Origin of the sequence: Maribellus sp. YY47, assembly GCF_023111095.1 — a bacterium.
In the GTDB taxonomy this organism is placed as follows: domain Bacteria; phylum Bacteroidota; class Bacteroidia; order Bacteroidales; family Prolixibacteraceae; genus Draconibacterium.
This window is the reverse complement of sequence record NZ_JALGYW010000003.1, coordinates 285,906-309,927: the sequence shown is the minus strand read 5'-3', so window position 1 is coordinate 309,927 and position 24,022 is coordinate 285,906. Positions and strand designations below refer to the sequence as shown.

The 24,022-nt window shown below is 44.5% G+C and carries 15 protein-coding genes; 1 reads left to right on the top strand and 14 read right to left on the bottom strand.

The window, feature by feature from the left end:
• Positions 1–46 precede the first annotated feature (46 nt).
• Positions 47–625 carry a peptidylprolyl isomerase gene (locus MR764_RS03950; protein ID WP_247978093.1) on the top strand — a complete coding sequence of 193 codons (579 nt, stop codon included), beginning with the start codon at positions 47–49 and terminating at the stop codon, positions 623–625.
• A gap of 231 nt (positions 626–856) precedes the next feature.
• On the opposite strand, the gene MR764_RS03945 is transcribed toward MR764_RS03950, so the two are convergent.
• The 14 genes from MR764_RS03945 to pdxA all read right to left on the bottom strand — a co-directional run bounded on the left by MR764_RS03945 (position 857) and on the right by pdxA (position 24,021).
• Complete coding sequence (locus MR764_RS03945) at positions 857–1,621, bottom strand: hypothetical protein (RefSeq protein ID WP_247978092.1); 765 nt, start codon at positions 1,619–1,621, stop codon at positions 857–859.
• Positions 1,622–1,638: 17 nt separating this feature from the next.
• Positions 1,639–3,219, bottom strand: a complete 1,581-nt coding sequence (locus MR764_RS03940) for a RagB/SusD family nutrient uptake outer membrane protein (protein ID WP_247978091.1) — start codon at positions 3,217–3,219, stop codon at positions 1,639–1,641.
• Between the two features lie 12 nt (positions 3,220–3,231).
• The gene (locus MR764_RS03935; protein ID WP_247978090.1) at positions 3,232–6,387 is read right to left on the bottom strand and encodes a TonB-dependent receptor; all 3,156 of its coding nucleotides are present in this window, start codon (positions 6,385–6,387) and stop codon (positions 3,232–3,234) included.
• A gap of 647 nt (positions 6,388–7,034) precedes the next feature.
• Positions 7,035–7,226: a hypothetical protein gene (locus MR764_RS03930; RefSeq protein ID WP_247978089.1), complete on the bottom strand. Its 192-nt coding sequence runs from the start codon at positions 7,224–7,226 to the stop codon at positions 7,035–7,037.
• A 186-nt stretch (positions 7,227–7,412) separates the two neighbouring features.
• Entirely contained in the window at positions 7,413–8,207 is a 795-nt protein-coding gene (trpA, locus tag MR764_RS03925; RefSeq protein ID WP_247978088.1) for a tryptophan synthase subunit alpha, read from the bottom strand.
• Positions 8,208–8,327: 120 nt separating this feature from the next.
• Positions 8,328–9,509, bottom strand: a complete 1,182-nt coding sequence (gene trpB, locus MR764_RS03920; RefSeq protein ID WP_247978087.1) for a tryptophan synthase subunit beta — start codon at positions 9,507–9,509, stop codon at positions 8,328–8,330.
• Between the two features lie 82 nt (positions 9,510–9,591).
• The gene (locus MR764_RS03915; RefSeq protein ID WP_247978086.1) at positions 9,592–10,182 is read right to left on the bottom strand and encodes a phosphoribosylanthranilate isomerase; all 591 of its coding nucleotides are present in this window, start codon (positions 10,180–10,182) and stop codon (positions 9,592–9,594) included.
• A gap of 135 nt (positions 10,183–10,317) precedes the next feature.
• On the bottom strand, positions 10,318–11,100 hold the full coding sequence (gene trpC, locus MR764_RS03910; protein WP_247978085.1) for an indole-3-glycerol phosphate synthase TrpC: 783 nt from the start codon (positions 11,098–11,100) through the stop codon (positions 10,318–10,320).
• A gap of 83 nt (positions 11,101–11,183) precedes the next feature.
• Complete coding sequence (trpD, locus tag MR764_RS03905; RefSeq protein WP_247978084.1) at positions 11,184–12,170, bottom strand: anthranilate phosphoribosyltransferase; 987 nt, start codon at positions 12,168–12,170, stop codon at positions 11,184–11,186.
• A gap of 68 nt (positions 12,171–12,238) precedes the next feature.
• Positions 12,239–12,874 carry an aminodeoxychorismate/anthranilate synthase component II gene (locus MR764_RS03900; protein WP_247978083.1) on the bottom strand — a complete coding sequence of 212 codons (636 nt, stop codon included), beginning with the start codon at positions 12,872–12,874 and terminating at the stop codon, positions 12,239–12,241.
• A gap of 64 nt (positions 12,875–12,938) precedes the next feature.
• On the bottom strand, positions 12,939–14,348 hold the full coding sequence (locus MR764_RS03895; RefSeq protein ID WP_247978082.1) for an anthranilate synthase component I family protein: 1,410 nt from the start codon (positions 14,346–14,348) through the stop codon (positions 12,939–12,941).
• Between the two features lie 417 nt (positions 14,349–14,765).
• Complete coding sequence (sprA, locus tag MR764_RS03890) at positions 14,766–22,232, bottom strand: cell surface protein SprA (RefSeq protein WP_247978081.1); 7,467 nt, start codon at positions 22,230–22,232, stop codon at positions 14,766–14,768.
• Positions 22,233–22,318: 86 nt separating this feature from the next.
• Positions 22,319–22,900 carry a Holliday junction branch migration protein RuvA gene (gene ruvA, locus MR764_RS03885; protein ID WP_247978080.1) on the bottom strand — a complete coding sequence of 194 codons (582 nt, stop codon included), beginning with the start codon at positions 22,898–22,900 and terminating at the stop codon, positions 22,319–22,321.
• An 11-nt stretch (positions 22,901–22,911) separates the two neighbouring features.
• Complete coding sequence (gene pdxA / locus MR764_RS03880) at positions 22,912–24,021, bottom strand: 4-hydroxythreonine-4-phosphate dehydrogenase PdxA (RefSeq protein ID WP_247978079.1); 1,110 nt, start codon at positions 24,019–24,021, stop codon at positions 22,912–22,914.
• Between the last annotated feature and the right edge of the window lies 1 nt (position 24,022).

Below are 24,022 nucleotides of genomic sequence, written 5' to 3'. Positions count from 1 at the left end.
TTACATTTGAAAGCAAGCAAGTAAAAAATAATATCCAGTAAAAAAAATGAGAAATATACTATTCTTGATCTTGAGTTTATTCCTGTTTGAGGGAAACGCCAGCGCTCAGCAACTACCTAAAGTGGAAATGAAAACGAAATGGGGAGTGATTACAATGGAAATCGACACCCTTAAAGCGCCGGTTACCGGGAAGAACTTTCTGATGCACGTGAAGAACGGTACGTATAAGGATGCTGTTTTTTATCGGGTGGTGCGTTTGGACAATCAACCCAATAACGATGTGAAAATTGAGGTGATTCAGGGAGGTTTGTTTGACGATAAGCAAATTGATCAGATTTCGCCGATTTCACACGAGACGACCGAAGTGACCGGAATTAAACACCGTGACGGTACGCTGTCGATGGCCCGAAATGCACCCGGAAGCGCCAGCACCGAATTTTTTATTTGCGTGGGCGATCAGACCGAACTGGATTATGGAGGAACGCGAAACCCTGATGGGCAGGGATTTGCTGCATTTGGAAACGTCGTTTCAGGAATGGATGTTGTCCGTAAAATACAACAGGAAAAAGACACAACTCAATATTTGGTTGATCCGGTAAAGATTGAACTGACTCTGGTAAAATAAAACAATCAAGATTCTCAGGATTCAACAACAGGAATGGAAATGTATACTCCTGTCCGGGATTTGTTTTTGATTTTTAATGCAGAACATCCAAGGTAGAATTCCCAATATCCAATCTTCCGGATTTTGTTGGATATTTTACATTCAAAATGGAGAATTGTATAATTCAAAAAATTAACTGTCAGAAAAAATGGCCCCGAAGGGCCATTTCGTATTTGTTATGAGTCAGTAATTTTAGGGGAGGGTTAGTGTTTCGGTTGCTTCATCCCAGGCATAAACATCAGGGATGTAATGCGTGAGTTTTAATGTGAGCACCTTTCCGCTGACGGTTCCGGTGCCGCTGACAAATACGTCTCCGTAATCATCGTCGTAATACCAGGCGGCTTGTCCTGAAACGGTAACATTTCCTCCACTTACCACAATGACAATATCGTAGCCTTCTTCATACAAATCTATGGCTTTGTAAACGATAAGGTCATTTCCCAGATCGGCTTTCAAGAGATCAACCGGCCAGGCACCTGGCCAAAAATCAGAGTTAAAATCACCTGTGCCTGCATCCTGGTATTCAATGTTAAACAATGCGGTGTACGTAGTTGTATTGTAAAGTTCCGACACATTGTCGCCGGTTAAGGTTAATTTGAATTTGTACATTTTCGCCGGGTTGATCTGATCTGTAGGGATCACAGGGACAATTTTGGCATAAGCTTTTGCTTGTCCGTCGGTAAAAGTTACGGTGGCGCTTTCCAGATCAAAAACACCCTCAATGTCGTCATTCATTTCAAGGGAAATATTGGCCGTTGTACTTCCCGATAAATCAGAACGAACAATCTGCACCATTACTGAATAGTCGTTGTCAGCTGACAGAAAATTCTGTGGAACAACCGATGACGCAAAAGCCACATAAGGAGCTTCCGGCTTGTAAATTTCTCCGATGTTATCCTGATCGCAGGAGACTATCGCCAATCCCAGGATCAATAATATGAAATATAGTTTTTTCATGATATTCGTTTTTAGGATTAATTATTGGCAAACGGATTTTGATCGATCGTTTCATCCATATTCTTGTTCCCGTCGAACTCTGATTGAGGAATTGACATTACAAAATCAGGGTATTCGGGATCCAGTGTATTATGCGTGAGCAGCTTGTCGGCATGGTTGCTTCCTGCGAAATTGCGGGAGAAACCTGTTTTCAAACGCTTAACATCCATAATCCTTCCCACTTCTCCCCAAAGTTCGATTCTGCGTTGCAAAATGATTTCGTCGAGTAAGGTAACAGATCCGTCTTCCGGGGTTGTTGGCCCATTGGCGTCGTTTGTTGTCAGGGTTTTGGCATTGGTAAGAGCAGAAATGTTGTAATCCGGATCACGTTGTTCCATTAATTCTTCCAGGATAGAACGTGCTTCGGGGTATTTTCCCTGCATACATTGTGCCTCTGCTTTTACGAGCATCATTTCTTCATGACGCATCAAAATGTAGTCGCCAAGTGCATTTGTAGGATCCGAAAAACGGAACTTAAACTGATTGTAACTAAAAGCGGGTCCAATGGGTTCGTCTACTTCCAGCGGTCCGTTCCACCAAAGCGCTTTTCGCACATCATTGTCATTCATTTGATCGTATAGCCACGAACTAATGCACTTACGTGAAGTTTGTGCATAGTAATCGGCACTGGCATCCATGTTCGAGAAGAACGATCCGAAAACAGTTGAATGCTCGGAAATAATTTTCAGGCCCCATAATACAGTAGAAGAAGTGGCGTCGTTAAAGGCAAAGCCATTTTCCAGATCACTTAATGATAACATGGAAGTTCCTCCGCTTAGTGCGATATTTGCTGCCGATTCTGCGGTTGCCCAATCGTTCTTTTCCAAAGCAATATTGGCTTTTATGCCGTTTGCCACATAGTAGTCGATGTGAGACGGATGACTTTTAGGTGCAGCAATATCCGGATTTAACAGGTTCAATGCGTCGGTCATGTCAGCATCGATCTGAGCATAAACTTCGGCAACAGTACCTCTCGGTTTCCCTTCCGAAGTGTTGGTAGTGGGTTCGGTGTAGATGGGCACACCCGGTGCATCTTCGTTTCCAACATAGGTCTGCTGGTAAAAGCGTATCAAACTAAAATAGGAATAGGCTCTTAATGCATACGCCTGGCCGATCAAACTATTGATTTCGGAAGGTTCTCCGGTCATGTTGTCTTTGGCGGCAATAATGGAGTTGGCATTTGAAATAAGTGTGTAATAAAAATACCAGGTTGAATAAGGCCGTCCGCTTTTGTGGGTATAATCCGATTTTACATTGTAAACATAGTCGTAGTAAAACCATCCCTGGCCTTCTTCGTTCTGAACCATGTCCTCAGCCATCAAATCGTAGGTAAGGGTAAATGCTGTTACGCCAAACTCTTCATCGCCCCAGTTGGCCGACCAGTTTGTTGCATCGTACATGGCACGGTAGATTCCGTTTAGCGCCACATTGGCTTTGGCAACATCCGAAAACAGAACGTCGCCCGATGTGCTGTCGGTAGGATTCGTATTGAGCTCATCCTCGCATGAAAACGTTATCAGCACAGCTATAATCAGTATTAGTAACTTATATAGTTTCATGATGTAATGTTTTTAAAATTTTACTTCGATACCCAAAAGACTTGTTCTGTCGGGTGTATAAGAAAAATTGGTAGTTCCGTTAAAATTATGTTGCGGATTCATACCATCGAGGTGAGAGAATAAAGCAACGTTGTCGAAAGCAACATAAGCTCTTATACTTTCAATGCCCCATCGCTGCAAAATTGGTTTGGGCAGTGTATAGCCAAACGTAATATTTTTAATAGCGAAATACGAGGCATCAATAAGCTGACTGTTGGTGTATGGACGCGAGAACCCGGTTCCGTTTTGGATTCTTGGAACATCGGTTACATCTCCCGGTTTTCGCCAGGCGCGTTTAATCCTGTCCGCATAATTGGTTCCGATGTAAACAGGGTTGGTAAGTCCCTGGTAAACATATTCATAAACTTCGCCTCCCACAGAGAAGGTCGTCATGAATGAAAGATCGAAGTTCTTTAGAAACTGGAAGTCACTTCCAAATGCTCCGTAAAAATCAGGAATACGGCTACCCGAGATCAGCTTGCTTTGTGTTGCTTTCTGGTAATCGCTTGAAATATAGCGCTCGCCAGGATTGCCATTCTCGTCTTTGTCGTAAACCCAATAGAGTTGCGCACCGGTTGTGATATCGACACCTGCCGACTGAACCAGGTAATACGAGTTGATTTCTTCTCCTTTTCGCTGAATGAAGTTTCCGTTTACAATCTGATCCTGTTCCCCGTCGAGTTCAACGATTTCATTTTTCAGTGTGGTAAGATTTAAAGTTGCATTCCAGCTAAAGTTAGGTGTGCTAACCACCTTCGTTTTGGAGGTAAATTCAAAACCGGTATTCAGCATTTCGCCGACATTGGCCCAATAACTGTCGAATCCGAGTGAGGTCGCCATTGGTCTTTCCATCAGCATGTTTACTGTTCTTCTTCGATAGTATTCCAACCCAAACTCTAAGCGTTTCCATAGTATGGCTTCCACTCCCACATTAAAGTTGTTGTTTTCTTCCCATTTGATCGACGTATTTTCAAGCGACGAAAGCAGGGCTCCGTTGAGGTTGGCATTCGACCAGCCCAGATCGTAAAGCGATTGCCATCCGTAATAGGTCCCGATCCGGTCGTTTCCTTGTTTCCCGTAACTGGCTTTTAGTTTCAGGTTGTCAACAGATGCCATGTTGCTCATAAAGCTTTCTTCGCTCACACGCCACGAAGCTCCAACTGACCAGAAATTACCCCAGCGATAATCTTTGTTAAAGCGCGATGAACCGTCGGTACGGAAACTTGCCGAGAGATAATAACGGTCTGCATAATCGTATGTTATATTGCTAAGAAAGGATTCGATGGCATAATTGTCTTCAAACGATGTCAGTTTCGAAATGGTCGAACCCGGGGCCAGTTCCTTGATGCCGGAATACGGGAACCCGGTTTTTTCGCCTTCGAGTTCGTTCACTACCAGTTTGTAGAATTCGTGACCTGCAAGCAGGTTGATGCTGTGGCTGCCAAAATCTTTTGTGTAACGCAGCAATTCATTTACGGTGTAAGAGTAATTCCGGTCGTTGAGCAGGTTCAGGCGGCCCCCCACAATCGCTCCATCGCCAAAGTCGGGGTTATTGTAGGCTTTCTCGTTGGAATTAACGTAGTCGAAACCAATATTGGTACTCAGCGATAAGCCATCGAGTGCACTTCCCATACCTTTCCCGATAAGGTCGAAATGAAACCTTCCGGATAAGTTATCGGCTATGGTCGTATAAGAGTCTTCGTACAAGGTAGCGACAGGGTTCCAGTTGGGGTTTGCGCCCGATGGACGAGTCAGCCCATAGTCGAATTGTTTTTCTCCCGTTTCTGAAAGAACCGGGTTTCCCTGTGCATCCTGAATATAGATAGGATAGATGGGAGCCATAAACTGAGCAGAATACCAAACGTTGCTCGAATACGAAGTTCCCTGGTTGGCCAGAAAGTCACTCTCCGTTTTCGAGAAGTTGATATTACCTCCGAAGTTAAACCAGGGTTTGGGAGTTAATTCGGCTCCGATTCTTCCCGAGATTCGGTCGAATTGTGTGGTTTTGAGCAGGCCTTCTTTTGAAAGATAAGCGATCGACGCAAATACCCGGGAGTTTTCCGATCCACCGTTGATAAACAGTTGATACTCCTGGTGAGTTGCATTGTCGTTGGTGATTTCTCCCAGCCAATCGGCTTTGTACAATAGCTTTGCATTAGGATTTATTTCACCGGTTTCGGGATCAATCAATTCAGAAATCGGCATGTTGTATGGATTGTACATTTCGTTGGTTCCGAAAATGCCCGAATTGCCGGTCATAGCCTCAATCGCTTTTTCGCCAGCCAGGTCGGGATTAACTCCGCTTCTGTAAATCAAGTCATTTTTAAACCCCTGGAAAGAGGCTTCGATAAAATCTGCAGAGTTCAGTGTCTTGTATGATTTTATGGCCCTGTCGGTCATCCCGTACGTAGCTTTAAACTCAATTGACAGCTTTTCTGATTTACCTTTCTTAGTGGTAATCACCACAACACCGTTTGCACCACGAGAGCCGTAAAGCGCTCCTGCCGATGCGTCTTTCAGAATGGTCATCGATTCAATGTCGCCCGGGTTAATGGCATTTAAATTTCCATCGTAGGGAACACCGTCGACTACATATAAGGGAGCATTGTCGGAGTTGATCGATCCAAAACCACGGATAATAATGCTGGCATCGTCACCCGGCTGCCCCGACCCCGAGGTCGTTTGAACTCCCGGAACCTGTCCCTCCAGCGCTTTCGAGAGGTTAACCACCGGTCTTTTTTCAAGTACGTCGTTGTTAATCACTTCGGCTGATCCGGTAAACGATTCTTTTTTGGCTGTTCCGTATGCAACAACCATTACCTCGTCCACGCCAATAACATCAGGTTCCAGTGCTACGTTATACATACTGGTTCCGGTAATTTTTACTTCCTGAGATTTCATTCCCACAAATGAAAAAACAAGTGTTTCTTTTTCGGGAACAGTAAGTGTAAATTCCCCGTCGATATTGGTTGTGGTACCGTTGGTGGTACCTTTAACAACCACTGATACTCCGGGAATTGGCAAGCCATCCTGTGTAGAGGTTACCTTCCCCGAGATTTGCTTTGTTTGGGCGAATAATGTGCTCACTCCAAAAACCAAAGCCACCATTAGTAGAAGTATTTTCTTCATAGACTAAGATTTATGTTAATACTAAAGCTTCTTTACTCTTTGCTTTGTAAGAATTTCGAAATAAAAAACTCCCGCCGGGGAAACGGGAGTCTGAATATCTGCCAGCCGGCCAGATATACACTTTCTACATTTTTACGCTGTTTAATTCTGTTTCTATGTAAAAAAGTGGAGTGCCTTTAATCGTAAACATTTCCCCGGGCTCCCCGTATAAAATTTTCGTGCAGAAAATCATGAATAGTCTTCTATGATTTTCAGGTTTTGATCAAACTTATGGAATGAATTTTAGTAAAGAGCCTGTAAGTCAGTAAACAACAGGAATAATCGATAAGACCTGCAATTTCGGGGAAATGGTGTTTATTGGAAGGAATTGGGGTGTTTGCAGCTAAAAATGCTACGTTGGCAGACTAAGTTGTGCAATTGGCACAAAACAATAATGATTCTCAGGAATCATCAACAGGTATGAAAGTAAAGATTTTTACTTCTATCGGTGATTTGTTTTCAATTTTTAATGCAGAACTCCCAATGTAGAATTCCCAATATCCAATTTTCAGGATTTTGTTGAATATTTTACATTCAAAATTGAGAATTGGATATTTTTAATATTTGACTTTCATAAAAAAGGCGGGAGTTACCCCGCCTGTTATTTCTTAAGCCGCGATGTCGGCGAATGCTTCCGCCAGTACATCGGGATACAAATCATTAAAATTCTTGTAACACCAACGGTAAAGTTCCATACGTTGGTCGGGTTCTACCCAGTTGATACATTTGTTTAGCTCTTTTCTGAAAAGATCCTTGCTAAAACTTACTTTAGGAAGAATCACTTTAGCATACTCCATCATGGTCTTTTGTTTTTGAACTTGTTGCCTTTAAGATAACATGGAAAAGCCTAATTGAGTATGCTGTAGAATATGGTTTAACACTTATTAAGTTAAAATAATCAACCGCTTCCGGTTAATGAATTGTTGTATAGTTAATTACAGCAGAGTGTTAAATCCCTGTTTCAAAACATGCTTTTTGTGTGAACATTAGAGAAGTGCTTTACCTCCCGGATCGATGCTTTTTACAAATGTTGCAATATCTTTTTCAAGGTTAACGGAGTCTTTAATGGCGTTTACAAATGCGCTGCCAATGATAGCTCCCTGCGCGTATTTACAGGCATTCGAGAAGGTTGCATGGTCTGAAATCCCAAAGCCGATCAGGCGCGGATTTTTCAGGTTCATGTTCTGAACGCGTTCAAAATAATCTACGTGAAAGTCTTCCACTTTTTTACCAGCTCCGGTGGTTGACGACGAAGAAACCATGTAAATAAATCCCTCCGATGCTTCATCAATCTGCTTGATTCTTTTTTCTGATGTTTGAGGAGTGATCAGCAAAATATTGTGCAGGTTGCTGGCTTCAAAATATTTGCGGTATTCTGCTTCGAATTCATCCAGCGGAAGATCGGGCAGAATGGTTCCGTCGATGCCGATTTCTGCACATTTCCGGCAAAACGCCTCAACACCATATTGATACACTGGATTCAGATAGCCCATCAAAATCAGCGGAATATTTACTGATTTCCGGATGTCTTTCAGTTGCTCAAATAAAAGCCTGAGGTTCATTCCGTTTTTCAATGCAATTTCGCTGCTGCGTTGTACCGTGGGGCCGTCAGCGGTCGGATCTGAGAACGGCATTCCGATCTCGATCAAATCCGCGCCGTTTTTTTCCAGTTCCTGGATAATTTTTACCGTGTCATCCAGATTCGGAAATCCTGCGGTAAAGTATACTGAAAATATATTTTCCTTTTTTGATTCAAAAAGTTGATTGATCCTGTTGTTCATGATTTGCTTGTTTCAGCCCCCTAAATCCCCCGGAGGGGGACTTTAGAAAGCAAAGTTTGTTTCATATTGTATTTGCCATTTCTTAGCCTCTTCCTTTTGGGGAGAGGTTGGAGAGGGGCTTTAATATCCAAAATAGTTAAGGTAGGTTTCCATGTCTTTGTTACCACTACCCGAAAGATTGATCACATTTACGTCGTCCGGATTCATTTTTATTTTGTCGAGCGCCGCCAAAGCGTGTGCCGATTCCAATGCGGGAATGATACCTTCCTTTTGAGTGAGCAGCAATACCGACTGTAATACTTCTTCGTCGGTGGCGGCCAGAAATTTTGCACGGCCGGTTTTGTGCAGGTGAGCGTGCAGCGGGCCGATTCCAGGGTAATCAAGTCCTGCCGAGATGGAATACGGTTCAATAATTTGTCCGTCTTCTGTTTGCATCAGCATCGTTCGCGCCGAATGTAAAACTCCGGGAGAACCAACGGTGAGTGTGGCCGCGGTTTCGTCGGTGTCCACTCCTTTTCCTGCGGCTTCCACGCCAATCAGTTCCACTTGTTCGTCGTCCAGAAAATGATAAAAAGCTCCCGCGGCGTTGCTTCCTCCTCCAACGCAAGCGAGCACGCGGGTGGGCAGTTCAGAACCGGTTTGTTCGAGCAACTGGCCCCTCATTTCCTTGCTGATCACCGATTGGAAACGGGCCACCATGTCGGGGTAGGGGTGCGGCCCCACTACCGAGCCAATAATGTAGTGCGTATCTTCCGGATTGTTGATCCAGTCGCGCATGGCTTCGTTGGTAGCGTCTTTTAAGGTTTTGTTGCCACTGTGAACGGGTACCACTTCGGCGCCCAGCATTTTCATCTTTTTTACGTTGGGTGCCTGGCGCGAAACATCAAGCGCTCCCATGTAAACCACGCATTTTATTCCTTTCAGTGCACAAACTGTTGCGGTTGCTACACCGTGCTGACCTGCCCCGGTTTCAGCAATAATTCTTGTTTTTCCCAGTTTCTGAGCCAGCAGTATTTGTCCAATGGTATTGTTCAGCTTGTGTGAACCGGTGTGGTTCAGATCTTCGCGTTTCAAAAAGATTTTTGATCCGTAATGTTCCGAAAGACGGCTGGCATAATAAAGTGGCGATGGCCTGCCCACATAGTCTTTCATGAGTTTATCGAACTCGCTTTTGAATTCTTCTGCTTCGATGATTTCAAGGTACCTGGTTTTTAACTCTTCGATGTTGGTATACATCATTTCCGGAATCCAGGCCCCGCCAAATTCACCGTAATATCCTTTTTCGTTAACTTGATATTTCATTTTATTTTCTTTCATCTTAAGTCATTCCCGTGGAACGAGAATCTGTTGAGTTTCCTGCTTGCGCAGGAAAGACAAGCGTCTGTTATTTTAATTCTTCAATAAATCGTTTCAGCTTTTCAATGTTTTTACGTCCCGGTTCATCTTCGAACCCGCTGTTCAAATCAATCCCGGTAAGTTTTGGATGATCGATCTTTTGGATTTCTTCTGCATCATCGGGCCCAATGCCACCGCTTAAAAAAAACGGTTTGTACCCCGTGTATTTATTTAATATTTTCCAGTTGAATTTTTCCCCTGATCCGCCATGCAGTTTGGTTTTTGTATCGAACAGAAAATAATCGACCTCTTTCTCGTAGGCTTGCGTGGTTTCAAAACTGAAAGAATCGTCCACCGAAAAAGCTTTAATAACTTTCAATCCCTGTTTTCGGAGCATGGCGCAGGTTTTGGGATTTTCTTTTCCGTGGAGCTGGATATAATCCAAATCCAGGTTTTTGGCCAGTCCGAGTATTTCAAAGGCATTTTCGTTGACAAAAACACCAACTTTGGGCATGTCGGAGTTAAAAAGCCCGGAATCAGGATGTTGTCCCACAAAACGACTTGACGGTTCATAAAAAATATAGCCCAACAAATCAACACCGAGTTTTTCTACTTCCTCACGGTTTTCTGTGAACTTCATTCCACAGACTTTTATTTTCAGTTTTCTTTCCACTTCTTTTTCCTTGTGTATTTCAATGTCAGTGTGTACAGGAAATGAAGTCTTCTGTTGAACCGACTTTTAATTTCCGTTAACTGACCTGTTTCGAAATGATCGTTATAGTTGTTGAATAAACTTTTTACAGGCTTTACCCGGGTCCTGGGTTTTCATAAATGTTTCTCCGATGAGGAATCCTTTAAAACCGTAGTCGCGCAGGTAATGAATTTCCTTAACGCCTGCCAGTCCGCTTTCCGATATTTTTACAAACCTGTCGGGAATCAGTTTTGAAAGCTCCACCGATGTTTCGACACTTACGTCAAAGGTTTTCAGGTTGCGGTTGTTTACGCCCACAATATCCACAAAGTCGTTAACAATCTCCAGCTCTTCAGCGTTGTGGATTTCCATTAAAACCTCCAGTCCCAATTCTTTTGCTTCCTCCGCCAGCTCAAGCGCCAGTTCTTTTGAAAGGCAGGCAGCAATGAGCAGAATTACATCGGCTCCGTAGGCTTTGGCTTCCACCAGTTGGTACGGATCGATCATAAAATCTTTTCTCAGGATCGGAATATCGGGGTTAATTTCGCGTGCCTTTACCAGGTTGGCCTGCGATCCGCCAAAAAAGTTCTTTTCAGTCAGGACCGATAAGCCCGCAGCACCGGCTTTAGCGTATGCTTTGGTAACGTCTTCTACCCGGGCGGTGAGGTTAATATCGCCTTTGGAGGGAGAACGTTGTTTGAATTCGGCAATTATTCCCGAAGAACCGGGTTTTAGCAGGCTCCCTTTCAGTGAGTTACAATCCCTGAAGAAATCGGGTATATCTTGCAGTACCTCAATGTCGACCAGCTGTTTCTGGTGATTGATTTCTTCTCTTTTGGCTTCAATGATTTTGTCGAGAATTGTCATTTTCGTATGTATTAGTCTTTTTATGCACTTCGCTTTACAAGATAGCGTTTTAATCAGCGCTCTTGTTGGAACAAAATGACGGTTTATTTGATCACGGCTTTTAATTTTTGGAGTGCTTTCCCACTTTCCAGAGATTCACGCGCCATCGAGATGCAATCTTTCAGCGTTTTGTCAGGATAAACCAGATTCAATCCGAGTGCCGCGTTGGCCAGAACCGCATTGGTTTGCTCTTCTGTAGCATTTCCGTTCAGCACATTCATAAAGATCTTTGCTGCATCTTCCACCGATTTTCCGCCATGCAATTTGGCCGGTTCAATCGTTGTTAACCCAAAATCAGCAGGTGCCAGTTGTGTCTCTTTTCCACGGGTGGCATAGCGAGCCTCCGATGTCAGCGAAATTTCGTCGTAACCGTCGTTGCTGTTCACTATCGCAAAGTTAATATCCAGTGTTTCATAAACCTTCCGATAATGCTCAAAATTTTCAGGATTATTCACCCCCAGCAATTGATATTTTGGTGCCGACGGATTGATCATGGGCCCAAGAATGTTAAAGAAAGTGGGGACTTTCAGCGCTTTTCGGACCGGTGCAATGTGTTTAAACGCAGGGTGAAACAGTGGAGCATGTAAAAAGCAGAATCCGCCCTCGTCCAAATCTTTTTTTAATTTGCTGATATCGTTGCTAAACTGATAGCCGAGGTATTCCAAAACGTTTGATGAACCGGTGGTGGAACTGGCTGCGTAATTACCGTGTTTGGTAACATTTAAACCGGTTCCGGCAATCACAAAGCAGGCCAGCGTCGAAATATTAAAGGTGTTTTTTCCGTCGCCGCCGGTACCCACAACATCAATGCCGTTGTATTCCGACAAGTCTACTTTTGTACTCAGGTCAAACATGGCATCACGAAAACCCGCCAGTTCCTCTGATTCAATCGGGCGCATCTTATACACCGTCAGAAAGGAGGCGAATTCAGCTTCGGAGTGAAGTCCTTTTCCGACTTCTGTCAAACTGTTCCTCGCCTGATCGCGGGTAAGTTTATTGCCTTTAAAAAGGTATTGTAAGGTATCTTTCATAATTCGATTTTAAAAAATAAGTGTTTTTTAACTGATCAGATTACTGTGACTGAAATTGTGACTGTGCACTAAGATTTCAACCAGTTTTCGATCATTTTCTCTCCCAGCGGTGTTAGTACCGATTCCGGGTGAAACTGGACTCCCTGAATATCAAAATCGCGGTGTTTCATCGACATGATCATTCCGTTGTTGTCGTAACTGGTTACTTCAAAACATTCGGGGAGTTGGTCATCCTGCACAATCCACGAGTGGTAACGTCCCACGTCAAAGGTTTCGGGCAGTCCTTCAAACAGAATCGATTTTTTGTCGGTGAGTTTTACTGGAGTTGCCACACCGTGCAGTACGCGGTTCATGTTGTGAAGTTTTCCTCCGAATGCTTCCCCGATCGCCTGGTGTCCCAGACAAACGCCCAGCATACTTTTCTTTGGACCATATTCTTTTATAATGTCCAGCAATAACCCGGCTTCTTCAGGTATTCCGGGGCCGGGAGACAGAACGATTTTGTCGTATTTTTCCAGGTCTTCCAGCTTAATTTCGTCGTTGCGGAACACATCCACCGGCAAACCAGAAATCTTTTTGATTGCATGCACCAAATTGTAGGTGAACGAATCGTAATTGTCTATTACTACGATATTGGCCTCTCCCGGCCTCCCCGAAGGGGAGGAGATTGGGGAATCCTCTTGTTTGTATTGTTTTTGTTCCATTTTTTATTTTTTTCTGTTTGTTTTTGCTCTTCTGTTCCCCTCCTTTGGAGGGGTTAGGGGAGGCTCAATTGATTCCTTTTGCCATTTCGATGGCTTTTTTCAATGCTGCCAGTTTGTTGTTGACTTCCTGCAACTCGTTTTCTTCATTTGAATCGGCCACAATGCCGGCACCTGCCTGGTAAAAAAGCTTGTTATTTTTACTCAGGAAAGATCGGATCATAATGGCATGGTTCACGGTGCGGTCGAAGCCGAGGTAGCCGATGCAACCTCCATAGTAACCACGGTTCTGGTTTTCGTAACGGTCGATCAGTTCCATGGCTTTGTATTTAGGCGCGCCTGACAAGGTTCCGGCCGGGAAAGTTTCGCCCAGCACTTTTATCAGGTTGGTATCGTCGGTAATTTTACCTGAAACCTGCGAAACCAAATGAATGACGTGTGAGAAGAACTGAACTTCGCGGTAAGTTTCCACAACCACATGATCGGCATTTCGGCTCAGATCGTTGCGGGCCAGATCCACCAACATCACATGCTCGGCATTTTCTTTTGGATCTTTGCTGAGTTGCGCTGCCAGTTCGCGGTCCTGATCGTCGTTGCCGGTGCGTTTAAAAGTGCCTGCAATCGGATGGATGTATGCTTTGTTCTTCATGATCCGGATTTCTGCTTCCGGACTGGAACCAAAAATGCGGTAATCGCCATAATCGAAATAAAATAAGTAAGGCGACGGATTAATGGACCGTAACGAGCGGTAAACATTAAAATCGTCGCCTTTAAACTCCTGCGAAAACTGCCGGCTTAAAACGATCTGGAAGACATCGCCTCGGTAGCAGTGTTCTTTTCCCTTGGTGACCATCAACTTGTATTCATCGTCGGTGATGTTCGACTTTTCATCTCCCGTCGGTTCAAACTTTGCCGTTGCAAAATTCAGGTTGATCAGCAGGTGATGAATGTAATCGATCTGTGACTGCTCGCCTTCCATCAGGTTTTCCACCATGTGGATCTGATTTTTATGGTGATCGATGGCAACCACATATTTGTAAAAGCAATAGGTTACTTCCGGAATCTGGTATTCTTCTTTTTTATCAGAGCTGAAGTGGATGTTTTCAAAATGCTGCACGGCATCGAACCCCAAATAGCCAAACAGCCCGTTGGCCGGAAGTTCAATTTCGTTGCTTTCCACATTGAAGGTTTTGAAAAAATCATCCAGTTCGTCGTGTAATTTTCTTTCCGGTGATAGTTGGAACGTTTCTTTTTCTCTTCCCGGAAGTTTTTTTACCACTTCTCCGTTGTTCACCGTAAACCGGGCCATCGGACTGAAAGCAATAAACGAATAGGCGTTTTCATTTCCGTGGTAGTCGGAACTTTCCAACAGGATGGATTTCGGATACAAGGTCCGCAACCGAAGATAAATGCTCACCGGTGTAACGGTGTCGGCCAGTATCTTTCGGACTACAGGTTTAAATGTCAATTTTTCCATGAATAGGTATGTTTTAATTTGTTTGTTACTGTTTTAACTTTTCGGTTCAATTCAAAAAAAACGGCTCATCGTGAATTCGATGAGCCGTCTCCTTTGGCCAATGGCAGAACCTCTCTTCACGAATGTTGTAAAAAGTTGCTGTGCCACCACCAAATATTATTGTTAATTCTCATTGTCGTTTTATGTATAAAAAAACCTGCTCTTTTAGGAGCAGGCCTTGTAATATCTTTCAAAAATACCAATATGGCTCTTTAACTCCTAACTTACGTAAGAAGACCCCACCACGGAAGCCATATTGTATTTGTTTTTTTCATTGTTGTCAATTAATGAATGCAAGAAAGTCGATTTTTTTCAAAAATCAAAATAAAATTAAGACAAGGTTTCAATTCTTTCTTCATCGTAAGATTCCATTAACATCTAATTGGCCAGTGTAAACCTGAAACTTACACCAAAATTGGCGTTGGTTGTACGGTAAGAAAGCGATGTAAACGGATTGTTTAAAATCCGGTCGTAGAACACACGCATTTCAAACTTATCACTTAAACGGTAGTCAGCATAAGTCTTGATGGTGAAGTTTCCCTGCCCTGCGGTAATCTGGTTATCTTCGGAATCGAGCTGACGCAAAATGGTTTTGTTTCTTCGGTACGAAATGTCTGCCCTGATGTTTAAATCGTTGGAGTATGCCTGCTGCGAGTTCTTGGTTTTGATGATCACATCCATATGCGTAAACCGGTAACCCAGCCCGATGATGTATTCGTTGCTTAATACTTCGGTTAGCTGATTGTTGGCAAACGACAGGTTGAGGTTACGCGAGCGTTTGATTTCGCCACGCGTGGTAAAGTCGCTTTGCCACATTACGTCGACATTGATAAGCGGATTAAATGCCTCGATAATGCTAACCGAGTTAAAATCGTATGACGGCACAAAGTTGTCGGCTAAGTCGCGAATGTAACTAAATCCATCACCTGTTTCCAAATAATTAAGGTTGGAGACAAACGAACCAACGTTGTAACTCGAACGGTAGGTATGCTGGAAGTTCAGCGAGCGCATAACTTTGTTTAGTCCCGGAATGCGTGAAACCATTCCTTCGTAACGAATGCTCCAGTTGGGGCGAATGTATTTCAGCGACGGGAACAAACTCAGCGAAACCTTATTCGGATCTTTATCCTGATAGGCTGCCAGGAATGCCGGTACCAACACCTCTACCGAGTTCGGGCCATACCCGTCAGGATATCCGGCGAACTGCGAATGCGGAGTATTCGGATTATAGCTGGCGCTGGTTCCTCTTTGCTGTGCCAGACGGTTGGCAATAATGGCGCGGTATTCTTTTAATTTTTCAAACGATTTTGAACTGGTTACTTCTCCTTTTCCGATAGCAAAGAAAGCAGTTCCCCAGGTGAGCGTTGACATACTGAAGTTACCGGTTTCGGTAAAACTGTTTGCGTTGAATAGCCCGGTGTTGGTATCGTAATCGTAGAATTCAGTGATGTTTTTTGAAATCGAACGGTCACCCGTGAGGTCGATACGCAAGTCGGGTAGGGGCTCCAGCATAACGCGCAGGTTAATCCGCTCGTTTTCGCGGAACATAAACGGCTGGTTCAGGGTCGAGTCGATTGTGAGCCATCCGTTTTCTGCGGCTTTCACTGCAAAATCACGGTCTTGCCAACCCATCAGGAACGGCAAGCCGGGAGCCATTTTGGGGGCAATATTCTGAAGGCCCCATTCCGGATCACCCGAAAAACGTCCGCCACCAAAGAGCGCAGGCTCGGGTAAATAACCGGGCATCACGGTGCTTCCGTTTTTGCTGTAGGTAACATTAATGGTACGAACTCCGGTTGCCACGCGGGTTGTAAAATCAAGCACATCCATTATAAACGGCTGATCGCCCCGTTTCCCCGATACGGTTAACATGGCCTGGTTGGCGTTTGCCATCGGGGTGAATTCTATGGTATTCGGATCAATAATGTTTACTTTTCCGGGAACAACTTTGCCCTGTGTGTCGGTAGCAAGCACCTTAATCTTTTTCGTATTGAGTTTGTGACTTATTTTTTGCGGCTTGTCGGCAACCAATCTAACGTTACTGCTATAGTTTTCTTCCTGTTTTTTTGCAAGAGGTTGGTTGTCTTGCTGGCGGCCTCCACTTGAATTTCGATTTAAACTTCCCCTGCTTCTTCCTGTTCTCCTGAATTTTTGATCAACTTCTTTGAAATACGGCACCTTGTTAAATAACGTCTGAAGGTTGGCATTCCCGGAGAGTGTCATGTTTCGCGAGTTCGAAATAATGTTTCCAATGTTGGTTTCTTCATCGGTTATCGGACCAGCCTGCCAGTCGTAGGTTCCGGCATAGCGCACATTGGCAGTAAGGAAGTTAAGCGCCTTGAATGTACGAAGCGGCACCTGGTAATTTACATTAAATGTATGATTATACAGGGTAGGACGTCCCAGATCCCACAAATTGGTCAGGATCGAGTCACGTTTCCACTCGTAGTCGTCATCGCGTCTGTTGATTCGTCCTTCCGGTTCGTCGATACGTGAGGTTCCGCGAGAAGAGAAATCGAATTTCAATGAGGTGGTAACATCATACCGGATATCCAGATAACGGTTCCAAAGGAAATCCTTCTCAAACGTAGCCGGTAAAATCAGGTTCGGATTGGTAATGTTCCTGGTTTGTGTTTCGTGATAACGACGGTACAAATCAGTTCTGTACGAGATCTGCGTTGGCAGCGGATAAAAGTTAAAGTTGCCCAATAGTTTTAACGGACCTTTTTGCAGCAGTTTTACATTACGGAAGGGCTCTATCTTTTTAGGGCGGCTGCTGTAATTGTAGGAGAACATAAACCGATGGGTTTTATCCACATTGTACTCGGTATTTACATTGTGTTTCGAAGTCTCGTTGTACGAGTAAGTTACCGCGAAGTTTTCGGTATCCCACAGCTGAGTCTTTTCCTTTTGTTTCTGCGGCTCTACCTTGACATTGGTAAAGTTGATGCTTTTTCGTTCCACCACATCCTGAACAAGGCTTTTGAGCGAATCTTTTTCAATTTTTGAGTCCAGTCGGGATAAGGACTGGTCCAGTTCAATATCGGGTTCAAGTGGATTGTATTTTGGATTGACCGTACTTTTGGAATAGCCGTAGTACATTGGAATTCTTACTCCGGCTTTTTCCGGGAAGAAACGTCCCCAGTCGATCGAGGTGGAAACATCAATATCGGTCTGGTCTTCCAGCGAGCGGCTGTTTACATTCTGATCAATACTTCCAAATCCGGCCGAACGTTTTCTTCCGGCCACGGTAACATTACCGAGATCGGCAAGCCGGGCGGTAACACGGGCATTGGCGGCCCAACCTCCTTCGTCATCAAAATCAGAAAGGCGTAATTCGTTGGTCCATACTTCCACCGATTTTGGACCGGTGTTCAACTGTCCCCGTCGGTTGCGGATCCCCATCATAAATACCTCAACATTACCCAGGTTCGGACTACCTTTTACTTTAATCCGGTTTTTCCCGTTGTTGCGGTTAGGATCGGATTGGATATATTCGTCGTTAATTTTTATCTGTGAACCGGCCACCCGAATAGCGTCGTTCCGGTCGAGTTTCAGGTTGGTGAATAGTTCCAGCGGAACGTAAATCTGGTTTTCTTCGGGCCATACAATATAACGGTCGCTTTCTCTGTCGTTATTGTAATTTCCTTCGGGCGTTAGCTTTAAAGGAATTTCGTATTCGTAATAGTTGTAGTTGTAGTCCGATCCCAACCGAATGAAAAAGTAGAGTTCGTCATCTTTTAATGAACTGCCTTCCACTTCTTCGGCATGTACATCCATTTTCAGGGTTTTGTAACGGCGGAAATCCATGTACAGTGATTTGTAAGCAGCCCTGGCATCTCCCTGTTCAAGATCTGTAGCTTTTAGCACCATGGATTGTTCATTCAACTGACGAAGTTGCGGGTTGGCCGGGTCGATTACCCTTGAAACCCCCGGAGGGAGAACATAATTCACCGGTTCGCGGCTTCCGTTCTCTTCAATACTGACGGCCGATACTTCAAAATCGGTTTCCAGCGAAGGAGCTGCCAGTTCGTCGGTCAGGTCGCCGGTGTATCGTCTCCACTCGGCACGTACCAGGTCGAGCGTAGCAAAACGCATCACCGTAGAATCTTTAAATCCATGCATAAACATACGCATAAACCGAATCGACTTAAAGTCGCTGATGTTACCGATGACTTTATCAGGAGTGCTAACCGGAATCTTAAATTGGTACCACGAAATTTCTTCTACGTCGCCATTTTTTAATTCTACCGGCCTGCTTCTTTTATCGGTAATGTAATTCTGCCCAACAACAAAGTCTTGTTTCCTGACACTTACTTTGTATTGATAGTAACGTTCGTATTCGTTCAGGGTATTGTCGTCGTTAATGTCCTCAATGTCGGGAAGCGTAGTTGCTGAAGTCGGGTAGCTCTCTGTCGACATTTCCGAGGTTGGAGAATTACCATCGGGGCCATTGTAGTTTTTATAACGAGCCAAAATGGGTAAGCGTGCATCATCGTAATTACTTCCACGGTAATAATGAAAATTATCGCTTGAAGGGTCGTTCATCGCTTTTTCATAAACGTCGTCGTTTACTTTCAGCCTAAGTTCTTCGAGATATTGCGCAAAGTATGTCGCTTCGTCGTCGTCGTTCAAGCCATCAAACCCGATGTCCTGATATCTGCGCGAAGAAGGAGTATTGTCAAATGCATTAACGAGTGACTGCAAGGTTGAAACCCGTCCCCAAACCGTAGTATCCACATTGTCGACCAATTGTGAAGTCGGAAGTCCCTGTTCAAATCCTTTTCGCGAATCTTTCAGGAAGTCTTCGGAAATATCTCCGAGGTTGAAATACAGATCACCGCCCGATTGTGTTCCGAGCGTATCGTAATAAAACGGATCCATCAGCCAGAATTCGATGTATTCAATGTTGGCGGTTTCAAAATCGCTGGTCTGAATATCGCGCATAATACCTGCCCAGCGTGTTTCCGGGTTTTTCAATGTACCGTCGGGATTTACACCCGCAGCAAAACTGCTGTTTCCGGTATCGAAGTTGTACGGACCGCGTTCTGACGGGTAATACGCCAAATCCAATACGGCAATATTGGTGGGTTCGCCGGTAACAAATTCCTTTTCGGGGAAAAGTTCCTGTTCGAAAACCTCCCGGACATAGTGGTTGGATTGTGCATCCGGATCAGACTTAATATGGGTGGGTGTTAATGAATTGTTACGCAGGAACAGTGGGTCGATGTTGTAAAATGCCAGTTTCGCACGGTTCATACCATACTCAAGCGAGCCCACAGTATTTCCTTCCGGAAATAAATCCGATTGATATTGCGGGGTACTGGCGAGCATCCACGATTGCCGTGCTTTTAGGCTGATCGGCGTTTTTGTTGCCTCAAAGTCGTCGATGTAAACGGCATTTTTTATCGACCGGTTGCTTCCCGGAACGAGTTTGGCATATTCGCCTTCAAAATCGATGGAAGATTTTGTATTGGTGCTGTAGAACGGGAGCGCATCCAACGCTTTGGTCAGGAGCATGCTTTCCGTATTGTAGCGGGCATCAAAACCGTACATTAAATTGGAAATGGGATCTTCGCCGTAGTCTACTTTTTCAGTGAGCGGTCGTTCCTGCATGTACAAAAGGGTACCCCCGATATTAAAGTTGTCGGAAAATGCATAATTGGCATAGGTTCCCATCAGGGTTTTTCGCTGCATGGTAAACAAGTCCTCGCTTTCAGTCGATACCGAAATCGGCGTTCCTGCTTCGAGTAATGCCTGGTTGATAATTTTTACCGTACCCAGCGTGTAATCCACGGTATAGTCTATATTTTCAGTAAGAACCTGTCCGCCGGCAGTTACTTTAACCGATCCCTGCGCCAGGTTAAGCGAACCGAGCGAAATATCAGAACTGGATGAACCTTTGTAGCTTCCAATCAACTTGAATTTGTTATGTTCAGCATCCTGTTCTGCTTTTACTTTTGTGGAGTCGTACAGGGTTTGGAACGTGAAGCGTTCGATGTCTCCTGGATTTTGCAGCGAATCCGCCAGGTGTTTTCCAAAAGGTTCAATGGTAGGGAATATGATTCGTCCACTGTTGGAATCAATGGTTATGCCTTCCACGTAGTCGAAGATACCGTCTTTGGTAGCGTCGAGCTGCTTGTTCAGCATGTCGAGACGCATTACCTCAAGTAGGATGTGCCCTTCCAGTCGGCTGGCAGGCAGATAATTAATGTAGGTTCCGGTAGAGTCGTTCTGGTAAACCACATTTAACTCAAATTCATCATTGGTAAGCTGGTATGCGTTCAGGTTATAAATGTTCTTCATCATCAACTTCCAGGTTGGTTTTCCCGGCGAAAGGTTGGTTCCTTTCAGCAATTTTAGGAACAAGGTTTTGGGAGCGTCGATACCGTCGGTTGAGAATTCACCCACCTGAAATGTTTGTCCGTTTGATGTAAAGTTGAACGCTACTGCGAGCACTTCATCCGTATTTAATGCTGAATTCAGCGAAATATAACCGAGCCTCTCGTTGACCGAATATTCTGATTCACTCAGTTTTCTGGCGTGTTCTATTTTTTCGAAGTCGGTTCCTCCCACAAAATCCTGTGAGAATTGGGCCATGGTGGACGAAATGTTTTCAACCTGACGAACGTTGGAATACGTGGTTGACATTTCGTTGTAAAGACCGTTTGCCTCGTTGTTCGGATAAATACTTTGAGGATAGGGGAGACCCAAATTTGCCTGAAATTGCGGTAGTTGGTTGTAGATGTTCGGATCGTGTTCACCTAAATCCTGAAAGGCCAGGATATTGCGAGAATCGGTAAAATCACTGGACTTGTTGGTTACCCAAACTTCAATTTTATTGATGGTGATCGGAGACCGCGGCACTGCCGTGTTTTTTAGCCATTCGTCGTAGTGGTCGCGAAAATACTGGGCGAGAAAAAAGTGCCGGTTGGCATCGTAGTTGGAGGCCGATATCTCGAAGGTGGCAACCTGGGCTCCACCTTCCGTCTGAACGGTTTTTGACTCACCCTTGTGTTGCGAGAAAATGGTGGTCACGTTCAGTTTCCCAAACTGCATTTCGGTTTTTACCCCGAATAGGTTGGACGCCCCGGTAATCAAGGATCCGTTTAACGGTAGCGACACATTTCCGGCTTCCACACGTTTTATAATTTCATCTTCATCGCCGGTGTATTCGATGTTCATTTTGTTCTCGTAATCGAACGTAGCTTCGGTGTTGTAATTCACCCGCATGTTCATTTTTGTACCAATCTGACCGGTAACATTCATCTGAATTTTCTGGTCAAAATCAAAGGTTGGTACTTTTCGAAGTCGTTCGGGGATCGAAGGGTTGTCGGTGGTATTTACCTGGTAGCCAAAACTTACCTCTACATATCCCTGTGGCTGAATGTTAATGGTGTTTCCTCCAAAAATCCGGTTAAACGCCTCGCTTCCAACGGTAAGTTTCGGGAGCAATCCGCCGCGTTGATCCTGGTCTTCCAATGCTGCGCGCTGTTTCCAGTAGGCTCTCACTGACTGGTCGAAATCGTAGGCCATGTAGTCTTGCAGCGACATGCTTTGCGGAAGACGATAGTTCAGGGTTCCCATTTTTTCATAAAACACATACTGCCCGAGTACGGGGTCGTATACCACCTCGTATTTGAGGTTGCTTGGGTTGTTTAGAAAAAGTTTCTGAGAATCTTGCCGGGTATAGCCAAACGCCGGCTGATCTTTAAATGGGTAGGGCAATTGCCCGGTTGTGTCAATTTCAGACAAATCCTGCGCTGCTCCTATTATTGGAAGTGTCAGGGAAAAAATTAAAAATAAGCTGAAGTATATTTTTCGTAAACTTCGGTTCAGTTTCATACAAATTTTATTACTGCTAAAAAGGCAGCCTGTTTTCAGGAGATCACTTTAAAACGTGATAAATAGTTCCTGCGTTTTTTTCTGGTTTAGAGCCTTTTTAGTGCTTGTTTAATCACACTCTCTACGGTTGCATCGGCCTGTTCCTGCAGGATTTTCGAAACCACTTTTTCGGCATCCTTTTTCACAAACCCCAGCATGACTAAAGCAGATAACGATTCATTTCGTATTGTATTGTCTGTTGAGAGTAAAATTTGACCACTTTCAGCTATTTTTCCCAGCTTGTCTTTCAGGTCGATAATGATTCGTTGCGCGGTTTTCGCCCCGATTCCTTTCACCGCTTTTAAGACAGCTACATTTTCGGTGGTAACGGCCGATCTGATTTCATCGGGCGTTAACGACGACAACATCATGATGGCGGTGCTGGCGCCGACGCCGTTTACCGAAATCAGGTTGCGGAATAACTCGCGTTCGCCCAGATCGGCAAAACCGTATAAAATGTGCGCATCTTCCCGCACAATCTGGTGGAGGTACAACCTGGTGTCTTTCTTCCCGCTCAGCTGGCTGTATGAGTTCAGCGAGATATTGATGAAATACCCCAGTCCGCCGGCTTCAATTACAATATTTGCCGGACTAATGTCAGCGATGTTTCCCCGAATGTATTCGTACATAATCGTTGGCTTTATAACGCATCTTCGTCGCTGGCTTCAATATCTACGCTTTCATCTACCTGGTTCGGGTTGATTTCGTATTTTCTCAGCGGATTACGGGTTATTTCCTCGTAAATTTCTCTGCTTTTGAATATGTCGATGGCCAGGTAAAGCGCCTGGCGGAACGATTCGGGCGATGCTTTGTCTTCTCCCGCCAGGGAATAAGCAGTGCCATGTGCCGGCGAAGTACGGATTACCGGAAGGCCGGCAGTATAATTTACTCCTCGTTCAAAAGAGGCCAACTTAAACGGGATCAAACCTTGATCGTGGTACATGGCCAGGATCGCATCAAATTTCCGGTAGTCTTCGGAACCAAAAAATCCGTCGGCAGGGTAGGGACCTAAAGCCACAATGCCTTCTTTTTTAGCCTGTGCAATGGCCGGAATGATGATGTCTTTTTCTTCGCTGCCCAACAAGCCGTTGTCGCCGGCATGCGGATTTAATCCAAAAACTGCGATACGTGGCTTGGTAATGGCAAAATCTTGCTGAAGTGATTTGGCAATGATCCGGATTTTCGAAAGAATGGCTTCCTTGCTCAGGCTTTGTGCCACTTTAGAGATAGGGATGTGAGTGGTTACAACGCCCACTTTCATGGTCTCGCTCACCATTAACATGGCGTAATCTTCGGTATTGAATTTTTGCGCCAGGTATTCGGTATGACCCGGGAAGTGGAAATTTTCATTCTGAATATTGTCCTTGTTGATCGGGGCTGTTATCAGCGCGTCGATGTATCCGTTCTGCAGGTCAGAAACAGCACGTTCCAGCGCCTGGTAAGATGACATTCCGGCTTCGGCCGTTGATTTACCCAACTCAACCCTGATGTTTTCATCAACACAGTTGATGATGTTCGCTTTTTGAGGATACACTTCCTTTGTGTTGCGAATGTGGTTGAAGCTTACGTCGTTTATGTTTAACGCCTTGCGGTGATATGCCGCAACTTTGGGAGAACCGTAAACAATGGGTGTGCACATTTCAAGTATGCGCGGGTCTTCCAGTGTTTTCAGTATTACTTCATAACCGATCCCGTTAATATCGCCGTGGGTGATTCCTATTCTTATTGATTCCTGCCTATTATGTTTCATT

What these genes read in the sequence shown, in the direction of transcription:
- MR764_RS03945 (WP_247978092.1), bottom strand. Translation starts at nt 1,621, where the DNA reads ATGAAAAAACTATATTTCATATTATTGATCCTGGGATTGGCGATAGTC.
- trpB (WP_247978087.1), bottom strand. Translation starts at nt 9,509, where the DNA reads ATGAAATATCAAGTTAACGAAAAAGGATATTACGGTGAATTTGGCGGG.
- MR764_RS03900 (WP_247978083.1), bottom strand. Translation starts at nt 12,874, where the DNA reads ATGGAACAAAAACAATACAAACAAGAGGATTCCCCAATCTCCTCCCCT.
- trpD (WP_247978084.1), bottom strand. Translation starts at nt 12,170, where the DNA reads ATGAAAGATACCTTACAATACCTTTTTAAAGGCAATAAACTTACCCGC.
- MR764_RS03915 (WP_247978086.1), bottom strand. Translation starts at nt 10,182, where the DNA reads ATGAAGTTCACAGAAAACCGTGAGGAAGTAGAAAAACTCGGTGTTGAT.
- MR764_RS03895 (WP_247978082.1), bottom strand. Translation starts at nt 14,348, where the DNA reads ATGGAAAAATTGACATTTAAACCTGTAGTCCGAAAGATACTGGCCGAC.
- pdxA (WP_247978079.1), bottom strand. Translation starts at nt 24,021, where the DNA reads ATGAAACATAATAGGCAGGAATCAATAAGAATAGGAATCACCCACGGC.
- MR764_RS03935 (WP_247978090.1), bottom strand. Translation starts at nt 6,387, where the DNA reads ATGAAGAAAATACTTCTACTAATGGTGGCTTTGGTTTTTGGAGTGAGC.
- trpA (WP_247978088.1), bottom strand. Translation starts at nt 8,207, where the DNA reads ATGAACAACAGGATCAATCAACTTTTTGAATCAAAAAAGGAAAATATA.
- sprA (WP_247978081.1), bottom strand. Translation starts at nt 22,232, where the DNA reads ATGAAACTGAACCGAAGTTTACGAAAAATATACTTCAGCTTATTTTTA.
- MR764_RS03940 (WP_247978091.1), bottom strand. Translation starts at nt 3,219, where the DNA reads ATGAAACTATATAAGTTACTAATACTGATTATAGCTGTGCTGATAACG.
- MR764_RS03930 (WP_247978089.1), bottom strand. Translation starts at nt 7,226, where the DNA reads ATGATGGAGTATGCTAAAGTGATTCTTCCTAAAGTAAGTTTTAGCAAG.
- trpC (WP_247978085.1), bottom strand. Translation starts at nt 11,100, where the DNA reads ATGACAATTCTCGACAAAATCATTGAAGCCAAAAGAGAAGAAATCAAT.
- MR764_RS03950 (WP_247978093.1), top strand. Translation starts at nt 47, where the DNA reads ATGAGAAATATACTATTCTTGATCTTGAGTTTATTCCTGTTTGAGGGA.
- ruvA (WP_247978080.1), bottom strand. Translation starts at nt 22,900, where the DNA reads ATGTACGAATACATTCGGGGAAACATCGCTGACATTAGTCCGGCAAAT.